17 protein-coding genes and 2 pseudogenes are annotated in these 21,155 nt (G+C 37.6%); all 19 read left to right on the top strand.

Features of this window, described 5'->3' with window-relative positions; genetic code table 11:
- Positions 1-6: 6 nt before the first annotated feature.
- A complete protein-coding gene (locus DXA55_RS05975; RefSeq protein ID WP_242998378.1) occupies positions 7-369 on the top strand; it encodes a resolvase in 363 nt (120 codons plus the stop codon).
- Positions 370-388: 19 nt separating this feature from the next.
- Positions 389-820 carry a type II toxin-antitoxin system PemK/MazF family toxin gene (locus tag DXA55_RS05970; RefSeq protein WP_117813342.1) on the top strand — a complete coding sequence of 144 codons (432 nt, stop codon included), beginning with the start codon at positions 389-391 and terminating at the stop codon, positions 818-820.
- The gene (locus tag DXA55_RS05965; protein WP_117813341.1) at positions 795-1,007 is read left to right on the top strand and encodes a DUF6462 family protein; all 213 of its coding nucleotides are present in this window, start codon (positions 795-797) and stop codon (positions 1,005-1,007) included. Before DXA55_RS05970 ends, DXA55_RS05965 begins: the two co-directional genes overlap by 26 nt.
- 88 nt (positions 1,008-1,095) lie before the next feature.
- Positions 1,096-1,266 (top strand): DUF6290 family protein, encoded by a 171-nt coding sequence (locus DXA55_RS05960; RefSeq protein ID WP_117788085.1) that lies wholly within the window; start codon positions 1,096-1,098, stop codon positions 1,264-1,266.
- 38 nt (positions 1,267-1,304) lie between these two features.
- Positions 1,305-2,540, top strand: a complete 1,236-nt coding sequence (locus DXA55_RS05955; RefSeq protein ID WP_117813441.1) for a tyrosine-type recombinase/integrase — start codon at positions 1,305-1,307, stop codon at positions 2,538-2,540.
- A 177-nt stretch (positions 2,541-2,717) separates the two neighbouring features.
- Positions 2,718-3,200 (top strand): annotated as a pseudogene (locus DXA55_RS05950) (lysine--tRNA ligase); the annotation flags it as partial.
- A 263-nt stretch (positions 3,201-3,463) separates the two neighbouring features.
- Entirely contained in the window at positions 3,464-4,348 is an 885-nt protein-coding gene (locus DXA55_RS05945) for a MerR family transcriptional regulator (protein WP_117813339.1), read from the top strand.
- 364 nt (positions 4,349-4,712) lie between these two features.
- Positions 4,713-5,102 carry a helix-turn-helix domain-containing protein gene (locus DXA55_RS18080; RefSeq protein ID WP_004842237.1) on the top strand — a complete coding sequence of 130 codons (390 nt, stop codon included), beginning with the start codon at positions 4,713-4,715 and terminating at the stop codon, positions 5,100-5,102.
- Positions 5,103-5,304: 202 nt separating this feature from the next.
- Positions 5,305-6,957 carry a PucR family transcriptional regulator gene (locus DXA55_RS05930; protein WP_117813337.1) on the top strand — a complete coding sequence of 551 codons (1,653 nt, stop codon included), beginning with the start codon at positions 5,305-5,307 and terminating at the stop codon, positions 6,955-6,957.
- A gap of 196 nt (positions 6,958-7,153) precedes the next feature.
- Positions 7,154-7,705 carry a signal peptidase I gene (gene lepB / locus DXA55_RS05925; protein ID WP_117813335.1) on the top strand — a complete coding sequence of 184 codons (552 nt, stop codon included), beginning with the start codon at positions 7,154-7,156 and terminating at the stop codon, positions 7,703-7,705.
- Between the two features lie 63 nt (positions 7,706-7,768).
- Positions 7,769-8,911, top strand: coding sequence for a DUF7601 domain-containing protein (locus DXA55_RS05920; RefSeq protein ID WP_117813333.1), 1,143 nt, complete (start codon positions 7,769-7,771; stop codon positions 8,909-8,911).
- A 142-nt stretch (positions 8,912-9,053) separates the two neighbouring features.
- Entirely contained in the window at positions 9,054-9,974 is a 921-nt protein-coding gene (gene srtB, locus DXA55_RS05915) for a class B sortase (RefSeq protein ID WP_117813331.1), read from the top strand.
- On the top strand, positions 9,971-10,651 hold the full coding sequence (locus DXA55_RS05910; protein WP_117813329.1) for a Spy0128 family protein: 681 nt from the start codon (positions 9,971-9,973) through the stop codon (positions 10,649-10,651). Before srtB ends, DXA55_RS05910 begins: the two co-directional genes overlap by 4 nt.
- The gene (locus DXA55_RS05905; protein ID WP_242998376.1) at positions 10,641-11,816 is read left to right on the top strand and encodes a hypothetical protein; all 1,176 of its coding nucleotides are present in this window, start codon (positions 10,641-10,643) and stop codon (positions 11,814-11,816) included. The genes DXA55_RS05910 and DXA55_RS05905 overlap by 11 nt, the downstream gene beginning before the upstream one ends.
- Positions 11,759-13,207 carry an Rrf2 family transcriptional regulator gene (locus DXA55_RS05900; protein WP_117813327.1) on the top strand — a complete coding sequence of 483 codons (1,449 nt, stop codon included), beginning with the start codon at positions 11,759-11,761 and terminating at the stop codon, positions 13,205-13,207. Before DXA55_RS05905 ends, DXA55_RS05900 begins: the two co-directional genes overlap by 58 nt.
- A 127-nt stretch (positions 13,208-13,334) precedes the next feature.
- Positions 13,335-19,349, top strand: a complete 6,015-nt coding sequence (locus DXA55_RS05895) for a Cna B-type domain-containing protein (protein WP_242998375.1) — start codon at positions 13,335-13,337, stop codon at positions 19,347-19,349.
- 669 nt (positions 19,350-20,018) lie between these two features.
- Positions 20,019-20,402: pseudogene (locus tag DXA55_RS19540) on the top strand (reverse transcriptase domain-containing protein); the annotation flags it as partial.
- An 18-nt stretch (positions 20,403-20,420) separates the two neighbouring features.
- Positions 20,421-20,915: a class C sortase gene (locus tag DXA55_RS19535; RefSeq protein ID WP_372554997.1), complete on the top strand. Its 495-nt coding sequence runs from the start codon at positions 20,421-20,423 to the stop codon at positions 20,913-20,915.
- Complete coding sequence (locus DXA55_RS05885; RefSeq protein ID WP_117813323.1) at positions 20,900-21,154, top strand: LPXTG cell wall anchor domain-containing protein; 255 nt, start codon at positions 20,900-20,902, stop codon at positions 21,152-21,154. Before DXA55_RS19535 ends, DXA55_RS05885 begins: the two co-directional genes overlap by 16 nt.
- Position 21,155: the final 1 nt, after the last annotated feature.

Raw genomic sequence — 21,155 nt, 5'->3', positions numbered from 1 at the left:
GAATGTATGGCAAATAAAAACAAAGTAATTCGTAAGACAATAGAATGCATAGAGTATTTATCAGTCGAAGCACCACTTAGGAAAGTAGATTATCTGGAAGATAAGCAGAGCAAATATATCCATGAGTATGTGAAAAACAAGGAGTATTGCATTGTTGGAACAATGAGAAGACATGGATTTTCTCAAAGAGATGTTGACAGGCAATGGAGCGATATTGTGGATAAAATCCGAAGAAAAAAGGTTGATGGTGTAGTAATTGCCAATATGGCAGCAGTATCAGTCAATCTTCTGGATGCGTATGTGAAGGTTTGTGAAGTTGTAGAGGCTGGAGGCATAATCGTCACAGTGATGAGGGTAGACTTGGACTGAATATTAAGGAGGCGTTCTGATGAAAAGAAGATATGAGAAATATAGAAAATATGATGTTGTATATGTCGATTTTGGAAATAATCCGCATGGAGTTCAAAGCGGTATCAGACCGGGAGTAATAGTTTCGTGTGATAGAAGTAACCATGAGTATGCACCACAGGTATGCATTGTCCCATTAAGCACGAAACTCAAAGACAATCCTGTGCATGTGAAACTTAATCCAGAAGATGTAAAGGGATATAAACTGAAAGCGAAGTCGGATTTTATACCAGAAGACATGCAGACTGTTTCTAAAGGGAAGATCAGAGGAAAAACAGGTTATATTCCGAAGAATTCACCGGTGCGTGATGATATAGACAGAAGTTTGATATTACAGTTGGATCTTTTATCTGCAGCAAGAAAAATGATTATGGAGGAAGTAGAAAATGGATGCGAAAACGAGGAAAACTAATAATAAAAGATTTGTCCGTTATTCAGAAGGTGCTGAGATGTATTCAATGGGAAAGACAAAATTTCAGGAATTAGCTAAGGATGCGAAAGCCTGTTATAAGGTCAATCAGTTGGTACTGGTGAATTTAGACATTTTGGACGCTTATCTGGAGACATTCCGTATAACAGATGAAGATTTCTATAAGTAAATTCAAAGATATATGGAGAAACTTGCACGAATACACTTGACTTATTGGCAGACAAAAAGTATAATATCTATATGAGGAGGTGCATAGGATGGCAAAGATGGGAAGACCTAAGAGTGAAAAGCCGTTAGATAAAAGAGTTACTATAAGGCTTAACGAAGAGGAATTTACTATTTTAGTCGAGTATGCGCAGAATCATGATATTACAGTAACGCAAGCTGTTAAGTCATGTATTCAGGAGAAAATCCTGAATAGGTGTTAGGTGCAAAGGACTCCTTCGTATTAGAAAGGAGGAGTACATTGGCAACAAGAAAGGATGGAAAAGGAAGAGCCTTGAGAAAAGGCGAACACTATCGAAAAAGTGATGGGAGATATTCCTATTCATATAACGATGTGTTTGGAAATCGAAAATTCATATACTCAAATAATCTTGCAAAATTAAGAGAACGTGAAGAACAGTTAGTAAGGGATCAGCTGGATGGATTAGATGTATATGTAGCAGGAAGTGCAGATTTGAATTTTGTATTTGACCGCTATATTTCAACTAAATCTGAGCTGAGAAGCACTACTCGTTCAAACTATCTTTACACATGGAATCATTTCATTAGAGATGGATTCGGTAAGAAGAAAATTGGAGATATAAAATATTCAGATGTTTTGTATTTCTACAACTATCTTATAACTGAGAAGAAATTGCAGATTAGTTCGATAGAAAGTATAAATACGGTGTTACATCCTACGTTTCAGTTGGCTGTTAGGGATGATATAATAAGAAAAAATCCTACCGATGGAGCGTATGCTGAAATAAAGAAGCGAAATGGCGGAACTAAAAAAACAAGGCACGCTTTAAGCGTAGAGCAGCAGAGGTCATTTATGAATTATGTTGCTGATAGTCCTATCTTTTACACATGGTATCCGTTATTTGCATTTCTATTAGGAACTGGATGTCGAATTGGAGAAGCAATTGGCTTGAGATGGGATGATGTAAATCTTGAGAATCGAATGATTGATATTAATCATAGTTTGACATATTATCCAAGGCGAGAAAAAACTTATGTATGTGAGTTTCGAGTATCATTGCCCAAAACCGAGGCAGGAAAAAGAGTCATTCCGATGATGGAACCTATATATAATGTTTTAAAATCGGAATACGAAAGACAGCAAGAAGAAGGCTTCTGCGATACAGTAGTTGATGGCATGACAAACTTCATCTTTACTAACCGATTTGGTAATCCACATAATCCGGCATCAATCAATAGAGCTATTAAGAGAATCGTGGATGCTCATAATGCTGAAGAGGAAGTAGAAGCAAAGAAGGAAAAGCGTAAGCCTATTATGTTACCAAGATTTTCGTGTCATATATTTAGACATACTTTTGCTTCAAGAATATGTGAGAATGAAACGAATGTAAAAATTATTCAGCAGTTAATGGGACACGCAGATGTATCGACAACCATGAATATCTACGCAGAAGTAAATGCAGAAAGTACCAGAGAATCTATTGAAAATCTGGCAAAAAATTTAGATGTTTTTTAGAAGAGAGTCCATATTAAATGGGACTTTCAGGTAGGACAACAAAATAGGATGGATGACAACAATCTGACAACAAAAAGACGTAAAAAGTTGCATAAATCCGAACAAAAATGAACTTATTAAAAAATGAATTATAAATGGATGCAAATCAGTTTGGAGAAATATAAAGTGCAAACAAATGTTCTCCCGACAATGAAGTCCTTAGATGGTGTAAATAAGAAAAATGATGTAAATAATACAGCTTCTGAAGCACCTGAAAAAAATGTAAAAACTGAGTCTGAAAAGATTGATTTTTCTAAGGTAAAGGTAGAGCCTTTATTTGAGGAATTTGTTGATTTTGATACATTCAGTAAGTCAGATTTCCGTGCAGTAAAGGTTAAAGAGTGTGTTGCAGTACCGAAGTCAAAGAAACTGTTACAGTTTACTCTTGATGACGGAACAGGCACAGACAGAACCATTTTAAGCGGTATTCATAGCTTTTATGAGCCTGAAGAACTGGTTGGAAAGACGCTTATCGCTATCACAAATCTTCCACCGAGAGCTATGATGGGCATTGACTCTTGCGGTATGCTCCTCAGTGCTATCCACGAAGAAGAAGGCGAAGAAAAGCTCCATCTTCTGATGGTTGATGACCATATTCCAGCAGGTGCAAAGCTCTATTAAGATGATGTAAAGATGTACCGTTTTACCGAATAGACGGGACGTACTTCATTTGATAAAAAACTAAAAAAACAGCGATTTACATCAAACTTACATCAATTGATGCAGAAATCGGTGCAAGCAAGAAAAAATCGCATAATTGGCAGAATGAATGGGCAGTCCTGAAATCGGGATTGCCCATTTTTAGAAGAAAGACGAAAAACTCTTGACCTGCACGCAGCGTATACGCTTATACTATCAACATAAATCATAAGGAGGTGCATCGGATGTTATTAAATGAAATTATAAATGAGGTTGGAATGACAAAGCGTGCAGTTAAGTATTATGAAGAAAAAGGATTGCTGTCAGTGGATAAAGATAACAATGGTTATCGTAACTATACTGCACAAGATGTTGAAACTTTAAAAAAGATTTCAGTATATAGAAAACTCGGTATTAGTATTAAAGACATACAGAGCCTTTTGGAAACTGGCGACAAAAGTATTCTTCTTCGTATTTATCAAGAAAAAGTGCAGGAAAAAGTTTTAAAAGACTCAGAACTTGAAGCTTTGAAGCAATTTATAGATGATGGTGACGCGGACAAAGCAAATGAGGCACTTGATTATCAAACCGTTGAAAATGCAATTGAGTCTTTGCTACCGGGAAAAGAATGGGGAGATTATTTTAAAAGTCATTTCAAACCATTTCTTAATGTAAGGTTGAAGACTCTGGAACAGAAGCAGGCACTACAGAATATATTAGAATATTGCGATGAAACGACATTGAAAGTTCCTTTTATTATGGGAATAGGTGCGAAGATGATAGGTGGGATTGCACAAGAAACCAGAAGCGCAGATGAGATGATAGCCTATTATCGTGATATGAGTGAAAGTGAATATGAAAGACTAAAAGAAAAAGTATGGATAGGTGCTAAAATGAAAAACGGTATAATGAAATACCATCCAGCATTTATTGCACAGAGAAAAATGCAGAAAGAGTTACAAAATAAAGGATATAACGATATATTCATTCCTAATTTAATGGTTCTGTCTCCAACGTATGCAGAATATAAGAAAGCGTCAGATAATGTGAACGATAGAATGTGTAGAGAACTTGGACTGTATTATGATAGCAATTATAACTTAGTTATTAAAAAAGATAATTCTAAGTAAAAGTTAAACTACCCTTTGGGAGAGGAGAAATCCTTTTCTCAAAGGGCTTTTTCTATTTATACGGATATTCGCAAACTACAAGATAAAGCCAAAACTTCATATATACTGACAATATCAACAGAAGCCGGAGAGAGGAGCTGATCGTGGTGTAAGATAAAATTCCCATCCTGATAGGTAACTGCATAGATAAAGTTATCTATCAGGATTTTTTGAGTTATAATATCATTTTTTAACAACATGTATTTGACAGATTTCCTCGTAGAAAGTATCATAAATATATGCAACAACTGAATATCGTGGACTGTCCAGCTATATTTTTTTACTTGAATAGTCTTGCGTACAAGAGTATATAATCAATAAATAAATGTCTAATAAATCTTCTGGTCAACAGGTACAATATTGGTATCATAGACTAGAAGAGAGGTGTATATACTTGTGTGTGGAAGAGTATATTCCGTTAAGAATTGCGGAACTATGCCGGAAGCGAGGATATACAAAATATAGGTTAGCTCAGCTTACAGGAATAACGCAGACGGCTCTGGGAAATATGCTGAATCAGAAGAGTATGCCGACGATGGCTAATCTGGAAAAAATATGTGATGCATTTGAAATTACAATCGCACAATTTTTTTCAGATGATGAAAGCAGATTGGATCTGACAAAAGAGCAAAAAGAAATACTTGAGATTTGGGATGGCTTGGATGAGAAGGAAAGAGAAATTTTTATGACTTTTATCCGCAGCCTGAAGAAGTAATGGACAGTTCGACAAAGATGCGAGCTGTCTTTTTTATTTGAATCTATATAAAATATGCATTTTATACGCATGAAGAAATTGACAGAAAATTTCGGGGGGGGGGTATAATTACACTGTATACTTATGCCACTTTTGAAAACACAACATCAGATGCTGGTACAACCAAAGTAGACAACAAAAGACGAATTTGACGAGGTGCTGAATGGCTTATACGGTAAAACAATTATTAGAATCGAAACAATTTCCTGATATGAGATTAGTGACATGTAAAGAAAATCTGAATCAGGAAATTAAAGGTATACGAATTATCGAAATAGAAGATATGGAAAGATATCTGACTGGAGGAGAGCTTCTTCTTACAAATATGAAAGTGTATTTCGGAGAAACGGACAGAGAGTTTCGGAAACATTTGAATGAACTGGAGAAGAAACAGGTCAGTGGATTTATTATAAAGCAGCATCCGGACATGGTACAGAAAGTCAATTATTATGATATTTTATTAAAGTTTTGTTCGGAACGTAATATTCCAGTGATAGAAATTTCGGAAGATGAGTATTATTGGGGTATTATAAAATATGTTATTCTGCAGATCTATGATGAAAATATCGCACGGTTGATTTATTTCAAATTGACACACGACAATATTTCTAACATGTTATTGGATGGAGAGGATTTTGAAGATCCAACTAAAAATATTTTGTTTCTATTGTCTTCCATGATTGATAATCCGGTAGCGTTATATTATAGTAACTTAACTTGCTGTGCGTCCACAACGCAGGATCTGTCTGATTTTGTATTTGAGAAAAATGTTGAGAAATATAAACCGGATATTGTTACCAGATTTGAATACAAAAAACAGAGAAAAGAGCATACGCAATATATTACAAAAATACATGTGTTAGGCCGAACAGAAATTTATTTGGTAGTCACGGAAGTGAATATGCCATTAACAATACTGGACTATATGGCATTGGAAAATGCTGTTATTACTTTACAGTATAGTTTTATGGAAACATATGCTAAAAATGAGATAGAAAAAAAATATCAACGAGATATTGAATATAGCTTGCTTAATGGTTTATTAACGGGCGATGAATTGAGTAAAGCTGCAAGAATGCTAAAATTGAAAGATACAGCTCAATATTGTGTGGTAAGTTTTCATACGATTTCAAGCAATAGCGAAGATTATTATACAAAAGAAGAATTAGAAGAAATCGGAGTGATAGAAGGCGAGATTCAGAGATTACTTCCGGATGAACATATTTACCGGAATCTGAATCAGATTGTGTGTATTCATGAAATTAAGCCTGGGGAAACACAAGCAGGATTCCGGGAAGAAATGGAAAAATTATATCAGACAGTACAGAAGCAGATTTTTCACAGAAATAAGGCAACGGATTTTCAGATTGGTATTGGAAGTATTGTTAATGGATATGGAGATTTGAAAAAATCTTTTAAGGATTCAAAGAAAATCATAGACTATATGGATATGCTCAGATATCTCTATGGTGATAAGAATATATCGGTAGCCGATTTTTCTAAGCTCGGTTTTTTCCAGATTTTTGAAAAAATCAAAAATCGTGATGAACTGATGGAATATGTGCCAGAGTCACTTGTGAAATTATATTGGTATGATAAAGAACATGATGGAGAACTGATTGAAACGTTGCAGGCGTATCTGGACTGTGATAAGAGTGCGAATAAAGCAGCTGAAAAACTCTATGTAAATTATCGTACTCTTTCAGGGCGATTGAAAAAAATAAAAGATATTTCCGGCATTGATTTCAAGAATTCTGCTGAGATGCTGGCTGTTAGAAATGGAATCGTTTTATTCAAAATGGCAGAAACACTGTAATTCAAAGAGAAACTATATCTCTATGGTATGGTTTCTTTTTTTTGCGAAAAACCGATAACTACAAATTTTTTGTAGCAAAACGTGAAAATATCTTCCTATTCTCTGTATTATTTTTGCAAAAAACAAGTGCTATACTTTAACCAGTACATAAAAGGATACCTTGATTATCTAAGTTGATATGAAGCAGGAATGAAACATGAAAAAGAAACAGGTTGAGAAAGAACAGAATAATGAGAAACAGCTTCCCAGACAGGAAACGACACTGGGAGAAGATATCTTTCAACTGTTATTGAAGATTGTTCTTATCATTTTGGCGGTCATCCTTGTTTTTACATTTATGTACGGGATGGCGAGAATCAATGACGTATCTATGAAACCAGCAATAAAAGATGGTGATCTGGTCATGTATTATCGACTGGACAAGCGTTTTGTGTCCGGTGATATTGCAGTATTTAAGAAAGATGGCAGAACAACCACAGGCAGGGTTGTAGCAGTAGCAGGTGATACCGTGGATATTACAAAAGACGGTTTGATGATTAACGGTGCTACGCAGATTTCACAGGATATATACTTTGATACTACACAGTTTCAAAATGGAGTTGACTTCCCAATCACCGTTGGAGAAGGTCAGATATTTGTACTGGGTGATAACAGACCGGAAGCGTCAGATGGCAGAATTTATGGTTGTATCAATGTCAAAGACGTCAAAGGAAAAGCGATTGCGGTTATTCGGACCAGAGGACTCTAATCCCCTCCTCCGTTAATCAAATAGAAAACAAACAATATTATTATCTACAAGGGAGGAATCACTATGGGCATGAATAAAATGTTCAAAAAAGTGCTCGCAGTTGTTGCTGCTGGTGCCATGACGATGGGAATGGCAATGCCAACATTTGCGGCAGATGAGGGCAAGACAACGGAGGCTTGGATTACTAAGACCTACAATACAGAGGTCGGAAAGGCTGAATCATTTAGCTTTACAGCAACACAGAAAACAGGTGATGGTTTAATAAGTACAACAGCTGACGTTAAAATGCCAACAATTTCGTTTACAGCTGATCAAACGGGAACGAATTCTGAAAGAGGTCAGATTACATTTCCGAAATATCCAGAAGCAGGAAAGTATGAGTATACTGTAACAGAGACACAGACAGTAAATCCAGCAGTAGTCAACGATGAGCATAAAAAAATGATCATGTCAAACGCTGAGTATACAATGGATGTATATGTTACAGATGGTGCAACTGGTACAGAAATTTCTAATATCGTTGTAAATAAAGTGAAAAATGATGAAGGCCAGTCAGAAGCTGGTAAAGTAGATATTGGAAATACCGGTACTAATAGTTTCAACTTTACTAACACTTATGTACAGGAAGCTGGTAAAGATCCAGATCCTTCAAATCCAGATCCGACATATAATGATAATGGCTCTTTGAAGGTATCTAAAGCAGTTGTTAATGCAAATGGCACGACAACAACTCCTGATGCAGAGTTCGAATTTACAGCAACGTTTGCATTCCCGACTGGAACAGATGCAAGCACACTTGGCGGAATCAAAGATGCTAATGGAGGTGATTTTACACTTGTTGAGGGCGGAACATACAAATTCCATTTGAAAGCAAATGAAAGCATGAAGCTCACTGGTGTTCCAGTAGGAACAACAATTACTGTAAAAGAGTCTGCAGCTAAAAACTATAAAGGTAGTGCTGAAATCACTATCAATGGTAATAAGCTGACTTCTGTTGCTGAAACATCATACAACAGAGAACTTATAGCAGTAAATAGTCAGAAATTAGGTCAGAAACAGAATACCGTTGATGTAACCAATACATACAACGATGTACCTGTAACTGGTATCATCATGAACACTCTTCCATACGTTCTGATGATTGCACTTTGCGGTGTAGCACTGATCGCTTTTGTAGGATTCAAACGCAGAAGATTACAGAAATAATAAAATATAGCAACCAGGAAAGAGGATGTGTGCGGCGTTGCTCCGCCGCATCCCTTTTTGCTAATTTTGCGAGCAAATTGGTCAGATGAACCAGTTTTGATAAATATAAAAGAAACAGAAATGGTGAAAGGAACTTGTACATATGCTTCGGATGAAGAAAGTGCTGAAAGGAATTATCAGAGGATTAGACCATATTGTAAACTTCACAGCCTTATCACTGATTCTTGCAGCTATGTTTCTCTCCGGTTATATGTTGTGGGATTCCCATCAGGTATATCAGACTGCAGATGCAAAAAATTATGAAGCATATATTCCTACTGAAAAGAGTACGAAATCTTTTGAAGAATTACAGAAAATCAATCCGGATGTGATTGGATGGATACGAGTGAATGACACAAATATCAATTATCCATTGGTGCAGACGGACAATGATGATACTTATATGAATACAGATGCGGAAGGAAACTATTCCTTAAGCGGAGCAATCTTTTTACATTGTGCAAATAAGCCGGATTTTTCGGATTTTGATAATATTATATATGGCCACCATATGGAAAAACACATGATGTTTGGAGATATCGGTGAATTTACAAAAGAACAGTATTTCAACGAACATCCATATGGAAATCTGTTCTTTGACGGAAAAGATCATGGAATCGAATTCTATGCATTGATGCAGGTAGATGCCTATAATGAAACGATTTTCAATGTGTGTCTGGACACACCAGAAGCGAAACAGGAGTATCTGCAGGAAATCGAGAACAATGTTTTATATAAAAGAGATATGAATATAACGGAAGATGATCATCTGGTTTTACTGACCACCTGTACATCGGATATGACAAATGGAAGAAATATCTTGGTGGGACGCTTAACAGATCAGATATATCCGGAAAAAGAAAAAGCCAAAAACGTAGGTACAGGAATTGATGAACTGAAAAATGCAGTAGGAAAAGTGCCAGTTATTGTATGGTTTATCCTGATTGTCCTTGTACTGATTCTGATAGCAAGACAGATAGAAAAGAAAAGAAACAAGAAGAAAGAAGGAGAGGGAGAAGCATGAGAACAGCACGTTTAACAAAAATAGCCATGGTTATATTCCTGTCCATGATATTCTTTCTGGGTGTTCAAAAACCAGTACTGGCAGCTGGCAAAAACACAACAGTGAAAATACCAGTGGAACAGATATTTGAAGTAAACAATTCTGCAGATGCTGACAAAACAGGCTCTTATGTTTTAATAGCAGATCAGATACAAAATCCAATGCCGGAGGGAAGCAATAGAAGAACATTTACCTGGAATATGAGTGGTAATTCTTCTACAGAGCTGATTATGAATGTCGGACAGGCAGGAGAATATCATTACAAGCTGTACCAGGCAACAGAGAATAAAGAAAATTATACATATGATTCAAAAACCTATGATGTAACGATTGAAGGATTCTTTGATTCCAATAATGAACTGATGGCGGTAACAGTGGTCAAAAATGAAAATGGAGATAAAGTATCGAAGGTTTCATTCAAAAACTCGTATACCGGTCAAACTGGTAAAAATCAAAACCCGGTTCCATCTTCCCCAAGATCAAAGGATATTATTCATAATGGTTCGCCGGTAAAGACAGGCGATGATAGTCCGGTTGCAGGCTATTTGTTCTTATTCTTTGGCTCAGTTATCTGCCTTTGCGGATTACTCATGGAGAAGCAGAAGAACAGGAAGGAAGATGCGAAAAATGAGGCATAAGAATTGGAAAACATATTTGAAAATAGCATGTTCCTGGCTTCTAATCTTTTCTATTTGTTTTATGAATCTGGAAACCGTAAGTGCATCAGAAGATGAAACATCAGTGGTTACAGAGCAGGAAGAAACACAAGATACAGAAGCATTTACAAGTGAGACAGATGCACAACAGACAGAAACCGAGCAAACTTCGGAGCAATTTACATCAGAAACAGAAACTGAGACATCGGCAGAAACTGAGGAACAGATTCCGGACAGCATAGAAGTGGAGAAGCTGGAGAAAGAAATACAGGAAGCAACTTCAAATGGTCAGGTACCGACCACAAAATTGGTGGAATATGTAGATGAATCCGGCAATGCGATTGAAGGAGCACCAGAGACCATTGAGCTTGGAAAAATATCAGATCATTCAGAGTTAAATATTTCTGACAAAGATTATGAATTTAAGAGTGCAAAAGTAAATGATGCAGACTGTTCCTTTATAGGAGTATATAAAGATACGGTTTATTGGAGTTCCGATAATATCAATGCCAATAAGTTTGCAGATGGACAAAAACTGACTATGACTTATGCATTGAAAGAAAAGGAAAAAGAGTCAGAAATATCGAAGACAGAAGACCTGGAGCAAGAAAAAGATACTACAGAAACTAAAGAATCTGAAACAGAAATATCAGAGAAGTCTTCAGAGCAGATTATTGACAATGAAAAATCTACAGAACAGGCAAGTGATGAGCAGCTTCCAGATACGATATCTGTACAGAGTTTTAATATCGCAATGCAGAGAAGTGTTACGAATGGTAATGAACAGACGACTAATCGTGTGGAATATGTAGATGTCAATGGAAATCCAATTACAGGAGCACCTTCTGTCATTCAATTTGGAGCAATTGCGGATCATAAAGAGCTATCTATAGAAGGCCGACATTTCGAGTTTAAGAGTGCAAAAGTAGATGGAAAAAACTGTGTATACATCGGAAAATATAATGGCACCATTTACTATAGTACGGATGGTGTGATTGCAATTAAACTGGATGATACTCAGAAACTAACGATGATGTACCAGGAGTATCATCTGGTCAGCATAAAGAAAAGAGAGAGAGGTGAGCACCTATGCAGCTTACCAATACAACGGATTATGCAATCAGGATTGTCTGTTATTTGGCAATAAAAAAGCACAGGGTTACAACGGCAAAATTAGCTTCTGAATTAAAGATTCCGGAGAGCTATATTCCCAAAATCACAAAGCAGTTAAAAAAAGAGAAGATTATTTCAGCTTCTGAAGGTATCAGTGGAGGATATGCCCTTGCCAAAAATCCAGAAAAGATTTCTTTATTTGATGTCATATCATGTATGGAATCAACAATGGCAATCAGTCGCTGTCTTGAAAAGGATGGATTTTGCTCCAGAAACTATACGGATTGCTGTAAAGTACATCAAGTCTTATTGGACTTACAGAACACTTACAATAACCGATTAGAAAATGTGAAAATCTCTGATATTATCAGACCGGGGAAAGATGAATATTTTGGGCGATTTTATATCATTCTGAAAGTTAATTTAGCGGAAAACAGTTATGAATGTATCTATTCTCATAACAGGGGGATTTATGATGATGTAAAAAATGCAGGAACATATGATGATTTTCTGAAAGTATATTGTGAAAAATATGTATGTGAAAAAGATTGTGAAAAACTGCAGGAATTTTTGAAAAGCGATTCGTTGACAGAGCATTTGAAAAAGGGCTGTTCAGAAGAAGATATTGTTTATCAAAGAAGAAGCGAGAAAAACTCAGAGACTTATGTTTGGATGGAAGTAAAAAGATTTGTGGATGAAAATGAGAAAACTGCTGTTATTACATTCCATAATGCAAAAGTTATTCCTAACACAATTGTAAATATGGAACGGGAATTAAGACAAAAAGCACAGGATGAGACAAAACAGTATTGGAAAATGGTTTCGCTTCTGGCTGCAGTGTTGAATCACAATAATCTTATAGAAACAGAACATCAGGATGATATCTGTTTTTATACAAAACAAGTGTATCTTCAACTACAGAAAAACTATCCGGAGTATGGGATTACAGAGGAAGAAATAGAAAATGTCTCTCATCTGGCTCCAATTCATGACATTGGAAAAATCCGTGTGCCGATAGAGATATTGAACAAAAACGGTAAATTAACAGCTGATGAGATGGAAATTGTAAAGCAGCATCCTCTTACAGGGGCAGAGATGACATTGCGGTTTCCACAAGGAACTACGACAGAAAAACTTAATAAGTATAGCTATGAAGTATGCAGATATCACCATGAAAGATATGATGGATCTGGTTACCCGGATGGACTAAAAGGTGATGAAATACCACTTTGTGCTCAGGTAGTAGGCCTTGTGGATGCTTATGATGCATTGGTCAGTGTACGCCCCTATAAAAGAAAATTAAAGCATGAAGAAGCCATAAGAATGATTGCCAACGGTGAATGTGGTGTATTTTCAAAAAAACTATTGCAGTGCTTTATAGCAGCGGCAATGCAGAAGGAATGGATAAAAAAGGCAGATAGTTGAGAAAAGGAAAATATGTTTTTAGGAGGAATTTGTGTGAAGAGGAAAAAGAGATGGCTAAGATGGATAGCCTGGACACTTTTATTGGTTTTGTGCATGAATAGCGCAGGAACGACAGTTTGGCAGCTCAGTGGAAGAAGAGAATATTCCAAATATAAATAGTACTCAAGAGGGTGAAATGCGCACAGAAGATTTTATTCCGGAGGAAAGTACATCATTGTCGGAAGAGACGTCGAAAGAAGAAAATACTTCGCCATCAGAAGAGACTCCTGGAGAGAAAATCACCCCGCCATTAGAAGAGACTCCTGGAGAGAAAATCACCCCGCCATTAGAAGAGATTCCGGAGGAAGAAATTACTCCATCCCAGGGAGAGCTTTCAGAAGAAGAAAAAGCCTTCGAGGAGCAGATTGCACAAGAGGAATCACCGAAACTTCAGGAGATTTCCGAAGGATTTGATATTGATTTCTATGTCATTATTGATGGAAACAAGGTAAAGCTTCAGCATAATGACATTACCGGCATTGCAACATGGAAAGACGGAAGAACTACCTACTATGGTGTTTCCATTGAGGACCTGCTCCTGATATATGAAGAATTTGGATTTGTGAAAAATGGTGAGAATCAGAATCCAGATGCAAATAATAAGTTTGTATCTGCATACCGGGGAAAAAGCGGGATAGAATACGGAAAAGTTTATACAGACACAGAATCCGGAAAGACCTATGTTTCTTACAATTATGGACAGAATAAACAAGGGGAAGCGATAGATGTTTACTACCTTCCAAATGGAAAAGGCTTTGCATTAAATTTAAAAGATTCTGTAAAAAAGGACAACTCGTTTTATTCCGTAGAGGTAAAGGGAGAAGGGCAGGATCGGATTCGTTATGCATTAACAGGAACTGTAGTGGAAGAAGCTGTGGCTGATTTTAATCCCCAATTGTCGGACCAGACAGACCAGATCGAATGGACCTGTATGGGAACAGATGATAAGGTGATAGATGGTATACGGGAATCAGGGAACCAGACGAGGTTCACAATCGGAAAGATCACACAGTCTTATGTGATCCAGAGAGCGGATCAGACAGCCTTTGACATTCAGTTTTATATATATGCAGACAATGAGGTTCGAAAGCTGCCGGCTGATTCTCTGAAAAAGGTGTATAAATGGAACCGTCAGGGCAGATGCTATTTATCTGTCAGTGATCTTGCTGAGATTTATAGAGAGTTCGGCTTGAATGCAGAGGAAACACAGTCCGGAAATTATTTTCCATATACAGTCCGTGGTGAGAAGACATTAGCACAGGCGACAGTGGTAACTTATAAAGGACAGCAATATGTATCTTATAACCTGGACAAGCAGGAAGCAACTGTACCAACAGACGTTTATTATATGCCAAAAGGAGCATCTGATGGCGAAAAAATTCCGGATAATAATTCAGACCAGATTAAGCAGAATAAGAACAGTTTCTATTCGGTTACAGTGATCAATCCGGATGGAAATCGAACTGTGAGTTACTATAAGAAAGATTCTGCGGTCACAATTTCCGTTGATCCTGGAGATACGAAGGAAAGCGACTGGCTTTGTGCCAGTGAGGATGAAAATAAAACAATTTCTCCGGTGAAACAGGGCGATAAACTAACCTTTTCTATTGGAAAGATAGAGCAACCATATACGGTTGCATGCAACACTTTTGCACCAGCAACCTTGAACATTAAATTCTATACTTTTGTAAATAATGAGAGATATAATGTTCTAAACGAAGAAATTCCTGTTATAAAAGATACTACAACAAAGCCGGGAACAGTTTATTATTATATTTCTAATGATGAGTTAAAAAAGCATTTTGAAAAATTTCATTACGATGGTTCTATTCAAAATGAAGCAAAAGAGCGTTTTTATTATTCCAAGAGAGATTACGATACAATCCATAATGCAGGGAAATACACGATAGAAGGTCATGAATGTATTTATATAGGAAAGTCCGGAGAGCCGATGGATGTGTATTACCTGCCAAATGGAGAAAAAATTGATACCATGAGTGCAAAGACCTTATTCGAACACGACGATCATAGATATAACGGTTTTTACAGTGTGACAGTACAGGATGAAGATGGACAGGTTTACAGCGAAACAGCTTTGCGTGATCTTCCGGCAATTGATTTTGTTGCAAGAAAGTCAACACTTACAAGAACAGTTAGTACAAAGCCGCGTGTAGAAGAACAAACGCAGGATATAAACTGGGAATGCAGAAAGGAAGATGGTACTCTTTCAGAAGTTACATGGAGTAAAAATGAAGCAAAGCATACCATGAGCTTTACTATTCAGCCAGATGATGCAGTACGTCCATATGTGATTGTTCCTGATAATACAGAAAAACCGGCAGCAACAAAAGAAGCAAATATTAGTTTTTATGTATTTATCGATGGACATTATAAGCTGATAAAAAATATTAATGCTGAGCAGCATTACATAATCAAAGCAAACAGTGGCCGAGCCAGTCGTTATTATTTGCGAGCCACACCAGATGATACGATTTCTAAAATTTACAGTGAGTTTGGTTTCACTCCGAGCAAGCTGGAGCCCGGCGCAGATCAGAAAGAGAAGATTCTGTTTGGTTATGCGACAGACAGCCGTGTGTTTGTACAGCATCCTTATAAGGACAACGATGGTACATGGTATATTCCTGTCCTGAAAAACGGGAAAGATGTATCTGTCTATTATTTCTCACAGCCAAACCCACTGAATCCAGACAGAATCGAAAATTATTTTGATCGTTTGACAGGACTTTCTTCTCAGGTTGGGCTGGCAGGAAGACATTTCAGTGTAGAGGGAAGTTTTCATCTGATTGAAGTGTTGGATCCACTGAACCTGACCAAAAGAGAGGCGATTAAGAGACAGTATGTAGGCCATGGGGAAGCATATACTGTGGAAGTACCAAAGAGGGCAAGTTTAGAAGGTGAGTATTATGGCAAGGAGATTGTCTGGAGTTGTACATCTAATGACAGGGACGAAAATGAGGTTCTTCCGGAACCGTCCGGAGATGATAAGGTAAAATTTGAAATTCCGAATGTTAACTCATCTTATGAGGTGATCGCAGACAAACCGCTGGAGTCTGGGGCAGTCAGGGTTATCTATAATACAACTCGTTATATGAAGAAACTTCCTAAGGAAGCTAAGTTGACCCCTCAGGTTGAGAATAAGACAAGACATACAGATGATTATGAGAATGAAATAGAAGCTGGAAAACATAACGTTAAGTCACCATATCCTCTGGTTTATGATCATGAAGATAATGACAGCAAAGAGTTGGAACAGTATGAATTCGATCATTGGGATTACAGAAACAAAGACGGAAAGTGGCAGGAATGCGGTGCAGGGGATTCTATTTCTGATCTTATAAATAATAATGCAAGACAGCCAATCACCCTCTATGCAGCGTGGCGTAAGGTGAGTAACCAAAATCGAAAACAGGTACAGTTTTATATCTGTAAGTCAGCGATGCCGGAAGATGGTTCGGTAGCATTACCAACCACGAATGTAGACGATTATACAAGTGCGGTTGCCGTGGCAAACTGTAATGTGAAGGCAAGTATATTGCATGATGTTCCAGTTCTTGGAAATAAGAATCCATCTACGTGGGAACAGTATGCGGATGGAAATAAGAGAGTGCAAGAACTTTTGCAGGGAACTAAACCAGATGAGGGATATATTGGAAATGGAGACTATATCTACAAGATAGATAGAATTCCTTCCGATGAAGAGGTATTCCAGACAATTCGTGAAAGCGGACGTATGATTCGTATCGGAGACAGGGAGATTCCGCCATCGAAATTAGATACCGAATTCTTCACCATTTATTGGTATTCTTTCAAAAGTGAAATGTCCGATGGGTGGCATATTGACGGACGTATTGTAGCAAAAAATGGTTACCTGACAGTAAAGAAAGATTTTGTCGGAATGCCGGAAGCAATAGAGGAAGTCAAGAAAGATTATTATATCCAGGTAGATATGGATGAAAAGCTTTTAGATGGAAAACCTCAGCCACCTGCATTTCATGAGCATATGAAACTTGTGCTTCCTTCAGAAGATAGCCAGAAACCGGATGCAGAAGCTCCGCAAGCGGAGGATGCTCCAATAGAAGTTGTAGGTACATGGACAGATGATACACATACAAGCTGTACGTGGATCGTTAAGGCGGACTCATTCTGGAAATACACATTAAAAGAGTACAACTATAAGCCAAAAGATTCGAATGTGAAATTTTCAGGTTGGTACAATGTTCGCAATTCTCATGAACAAGGAGATAATGTAAATTCATGGGAAGCATATCCAGAAAGTGGAATTAAATTCACAGGACGTGGAATTGGACGCGGTGGTGAAACTCTTACTATTGAATTGGAGAATCGTTATCAGAAAGAGGGAATACTCACACTGAACAAATTTGATGAGTCTACCGGACAAGGAATGGAGAAGATCAATTTTGCTGTCAGTAAGAACGGTGTTGAGGAGGAAACGGTAACAACTGATAAATACGGAATCGCACAACTTCACATTCCGTTACAAGATGAAAACAAACAGAACAGAACAGCAACTGAGACGTATTTGTTGCGAGAGACAAACTTACCGACGGGATATGTAGACACAGGAGATATACAGATCACAGTTGAGATTGCCAATGGAGCATTCAAAATCACTGATGCAAAACTGGTGGATAGGGAGGCTAACGAAAATCAGGAGGCTGTTAAGGCACCAGTTGATGGTAAGATAGACGGAAAATCTGTTCTGCTTCAGCGAGGAGATACCAGCCTTAATATCCGAAATTTTGCTAAAACAGGCACTCTGCATATCAAAAAGACATGGGAAAATCCAAATGATGCACTGACGGAAAAACAGGTGAAAATCAGATTGTATCAGAATGGAATTTCTACAGGACAGGAATTCCTGCTGAATGAAGAGAACGGATGGGAACACACAGTCGACAATGTTCCACTATTCCAGGACAGAAATCCGGTGGAATATAAGGTGGAAGAAATTGAGATAGGAAAGACACATTATTCTTTGGAATACGGGGATGGTTTCCTATATTATGAAGTTATTTATCCAGAGATTCAGTATTTCGATTCAAATGGACAACAAATATTCCCGAAGGATGAGAATGAGTTCAAGGATGTTTCCAAGATGGAACTGGAAGTGCAGAATCTGCATTTCAATCTTGCTGAACGAAGTTTCTTAAAGACGGATGATCTTCCAAGAAACCGACTTGCTGGTGCAGGTTTTCTGTTCTACAAAGTACCGTATGATGATGTTACGAAAAAATATGCGGATGATACAGGATATACAGTAGATTATGACAATACACAGAGCAAGGACGATATCGTTCTGAAAAAGGATGGAAAAACGTGTACGACGTATCGTTCCTTAGAAACAGATGAAAATGGAATGCTTCAATTACCGGAGGACTTTGAGAACGGACGATACTGGATGGTAGAATCTGTTACTCCAAACAAAAAGGACAAAGCAGATAAAACCAAAACACAGTATCAGGATAACTTTAATTTATATATGGTCGATGTAGAATCCGATATTTTATTCCTATATGAGAAATCACCGATGACAAATACCTGGAGAGCTGTTTCGGACAGACATATCGTCAATCATCCGCAAAAAGGCGGGGTGACGGTTGAGATTACAAAGGAAGTCACTGGTCCACTTGGAAACCGCAAGAAGCCATTTGATATGGAATTTCTCTATTGGGAAGATGGTCAAAAGCTGCGTAGCAAGACAATTAGAACTTCTTTGAAACATGGAGATAAAGTTACATTAAAAAATGTAGATATATCTTCGGATATCATAATAACAGAAACTGTTGATACATCAAAATACGCTGTTTCGATTTCTAAAAAAGAAGAGAATGATAAGTATTCAAATCCAGTGCAGGCAACATCGAATGGAAATACAGCTGTCATGAAACAGCGGATTGAGGCTGCACGAGGAGACGTGATTGAGTTAAAAATCACAAACGAAAACACACAATTAATACCGGAAACAGGGGTTCGTCTGGAAACAAGCAGGCATGTATGGTTACTATTTGCCATAAGTATTATCATGATTCTGTTTTTCAGAAGAAGACGGAAAATAAGATAAACACTGCTATGGAACAAAACTTGCAAAAATACATCAGACATTTTACATGTTTGTTGCATTGGAATAAAAAAATAAACCACTATAATAATGGTATGCTCCCCTGGTATGCTCCCCGTCAAGAGGACAATAAAAAATAATAAATTTTTGTATCGTCAGCCATGCTATGGCTGGCGATATTTTAGTTTGCGCGCCATGGGCGCGCTCTAACGGGTGAAAGTCCCGAACACGCCTAGGCGACAAGGAAGTGTATAGCTGAACAGCAAGGGTGTCTATCGTAAGGTAGAATCTGAAGGAAGCTGTAAGCAAACTCTTGGTCCGACGGACAGAAATCACATATGAGGCTAGGTTCCGCTTGGTAAGTCTGCTAAATAAGACAAAGCCGTAAAGTTGCCGTTTGTAGGAACCGAGTAAATGTGGCGGATATATGAGAGGAAAGAGCGTGCACCTTAAGCGTGGAGGTCTCACAGAGGTTTCATTAGCCTAGTAACAACGAACTGTGAGAAGTCAGCCGAGCCCATAGTAGCGAAGAAGTCTCTGTAATGGAGATGGAGCGAAGGGGCGAACAATCAATAAGTTTGAGTATGTCTCGTATTGCAGAAATGACAACATCTGCCGTAATCAATCGGGAAAAGGGTGGTCAAATCAAGCGAGACGGAAAGGAAAGAACGCATGGACACAAGTAGTCTAATGAAGCAGATACTATCCAGCGATAATCTCAACAGAGCATATCTGCAAGTCGTACGAAATAAAGGTGCCGAGGGAGTGGACGGAATGAAGTACACAGAACTTAAAGAACATCTTGTAAAGGACGGCGAAATTATCAAGGAACAGTTGAGGACAAGAAAATATAAACCTCAACCAGTACGAAGAGTGGAGATACCAAAGCCAGACGGTGGTGTCAGAAACCTGGGAGTACCAACAGTAACAGACAGATTCATACAACAAGCCATTGCACAGGTCTTAACACCAATCTATGAGGAACAGTTCCATGACCATAGCTACGGATTCAGACCGAATAGATGTGCACAGCAAGCAATCCTGACAGCACTTGATCATGGAACAAGTGAAGCTGTGTTACAGGCAGGTGTCGGACATTTTTGGGGTACATCTCTTCCAGTTGGTGGAGAAAGTACACATACAGTTCTGACCGGACATAGAGGTCTTCCGACAAAAACACTATTTACCAATATAGATAAACTGGAAGTAGGGGATATTTTTTACATTAAAGTCTTAGATGAAACCTTGGCATATCAGATTGATCAGATATTAACGGTTTTGCCACAAGAGACAGATAGCTTGTCCATTGAACCAGGTAAGGATTATGCAACACTTGTTACGTGTACACCATTTGCAATCAACACACACAGACTTTTGGTTCGAGGAGAGAGAATACCTTATGAAGAGGCAACAAAGCAAGAGCCTGATACAAATATAAAACCAGAGTTATCTTTTACTGCTAAAGTGCTGATTGTAACAATTATAGTGATTTTTATAGGGCTGATGATAGCTGTAATTTATAGTATACGAGATAGAAAAAGGAGGAAAGCAAGGTGCGAAAGAAGATAAGAAGTATTCACATTATTTTATTCGTTATGCTTTTTCTTGTCGGTAATTTTATAGATATTTCAACAATCCATGCTGAAGCAGGAAGCAGAACAGGAAAACCAGATAAGCCAAATACTATTCAGAAAATAATAAATACGGTAAAAACCGGAGATACAACAAATATAGTTGCATGGTTTTTAATAGCGATTGTTAGTCTTGGTTTGATTGTAGGATTATATAAAAAGAGAAAAATGAAGTAGC

Origin of the sequence: Blautia sp. OF03-13 (genome assembly GCF_003460685.1) — a bacterium.
GTDB lineage: Bacteria > Bacillota > Clostridia > Lachnospirales > Lachnospiraceae > Fusicatenibacter > Fusicatenibacter saccharivorans.
The sequence above is the reverse complement of the archived record's forward strand: the minus strand, read 5'-3'. Positions and strand labels throughout refer to the sequence as shown.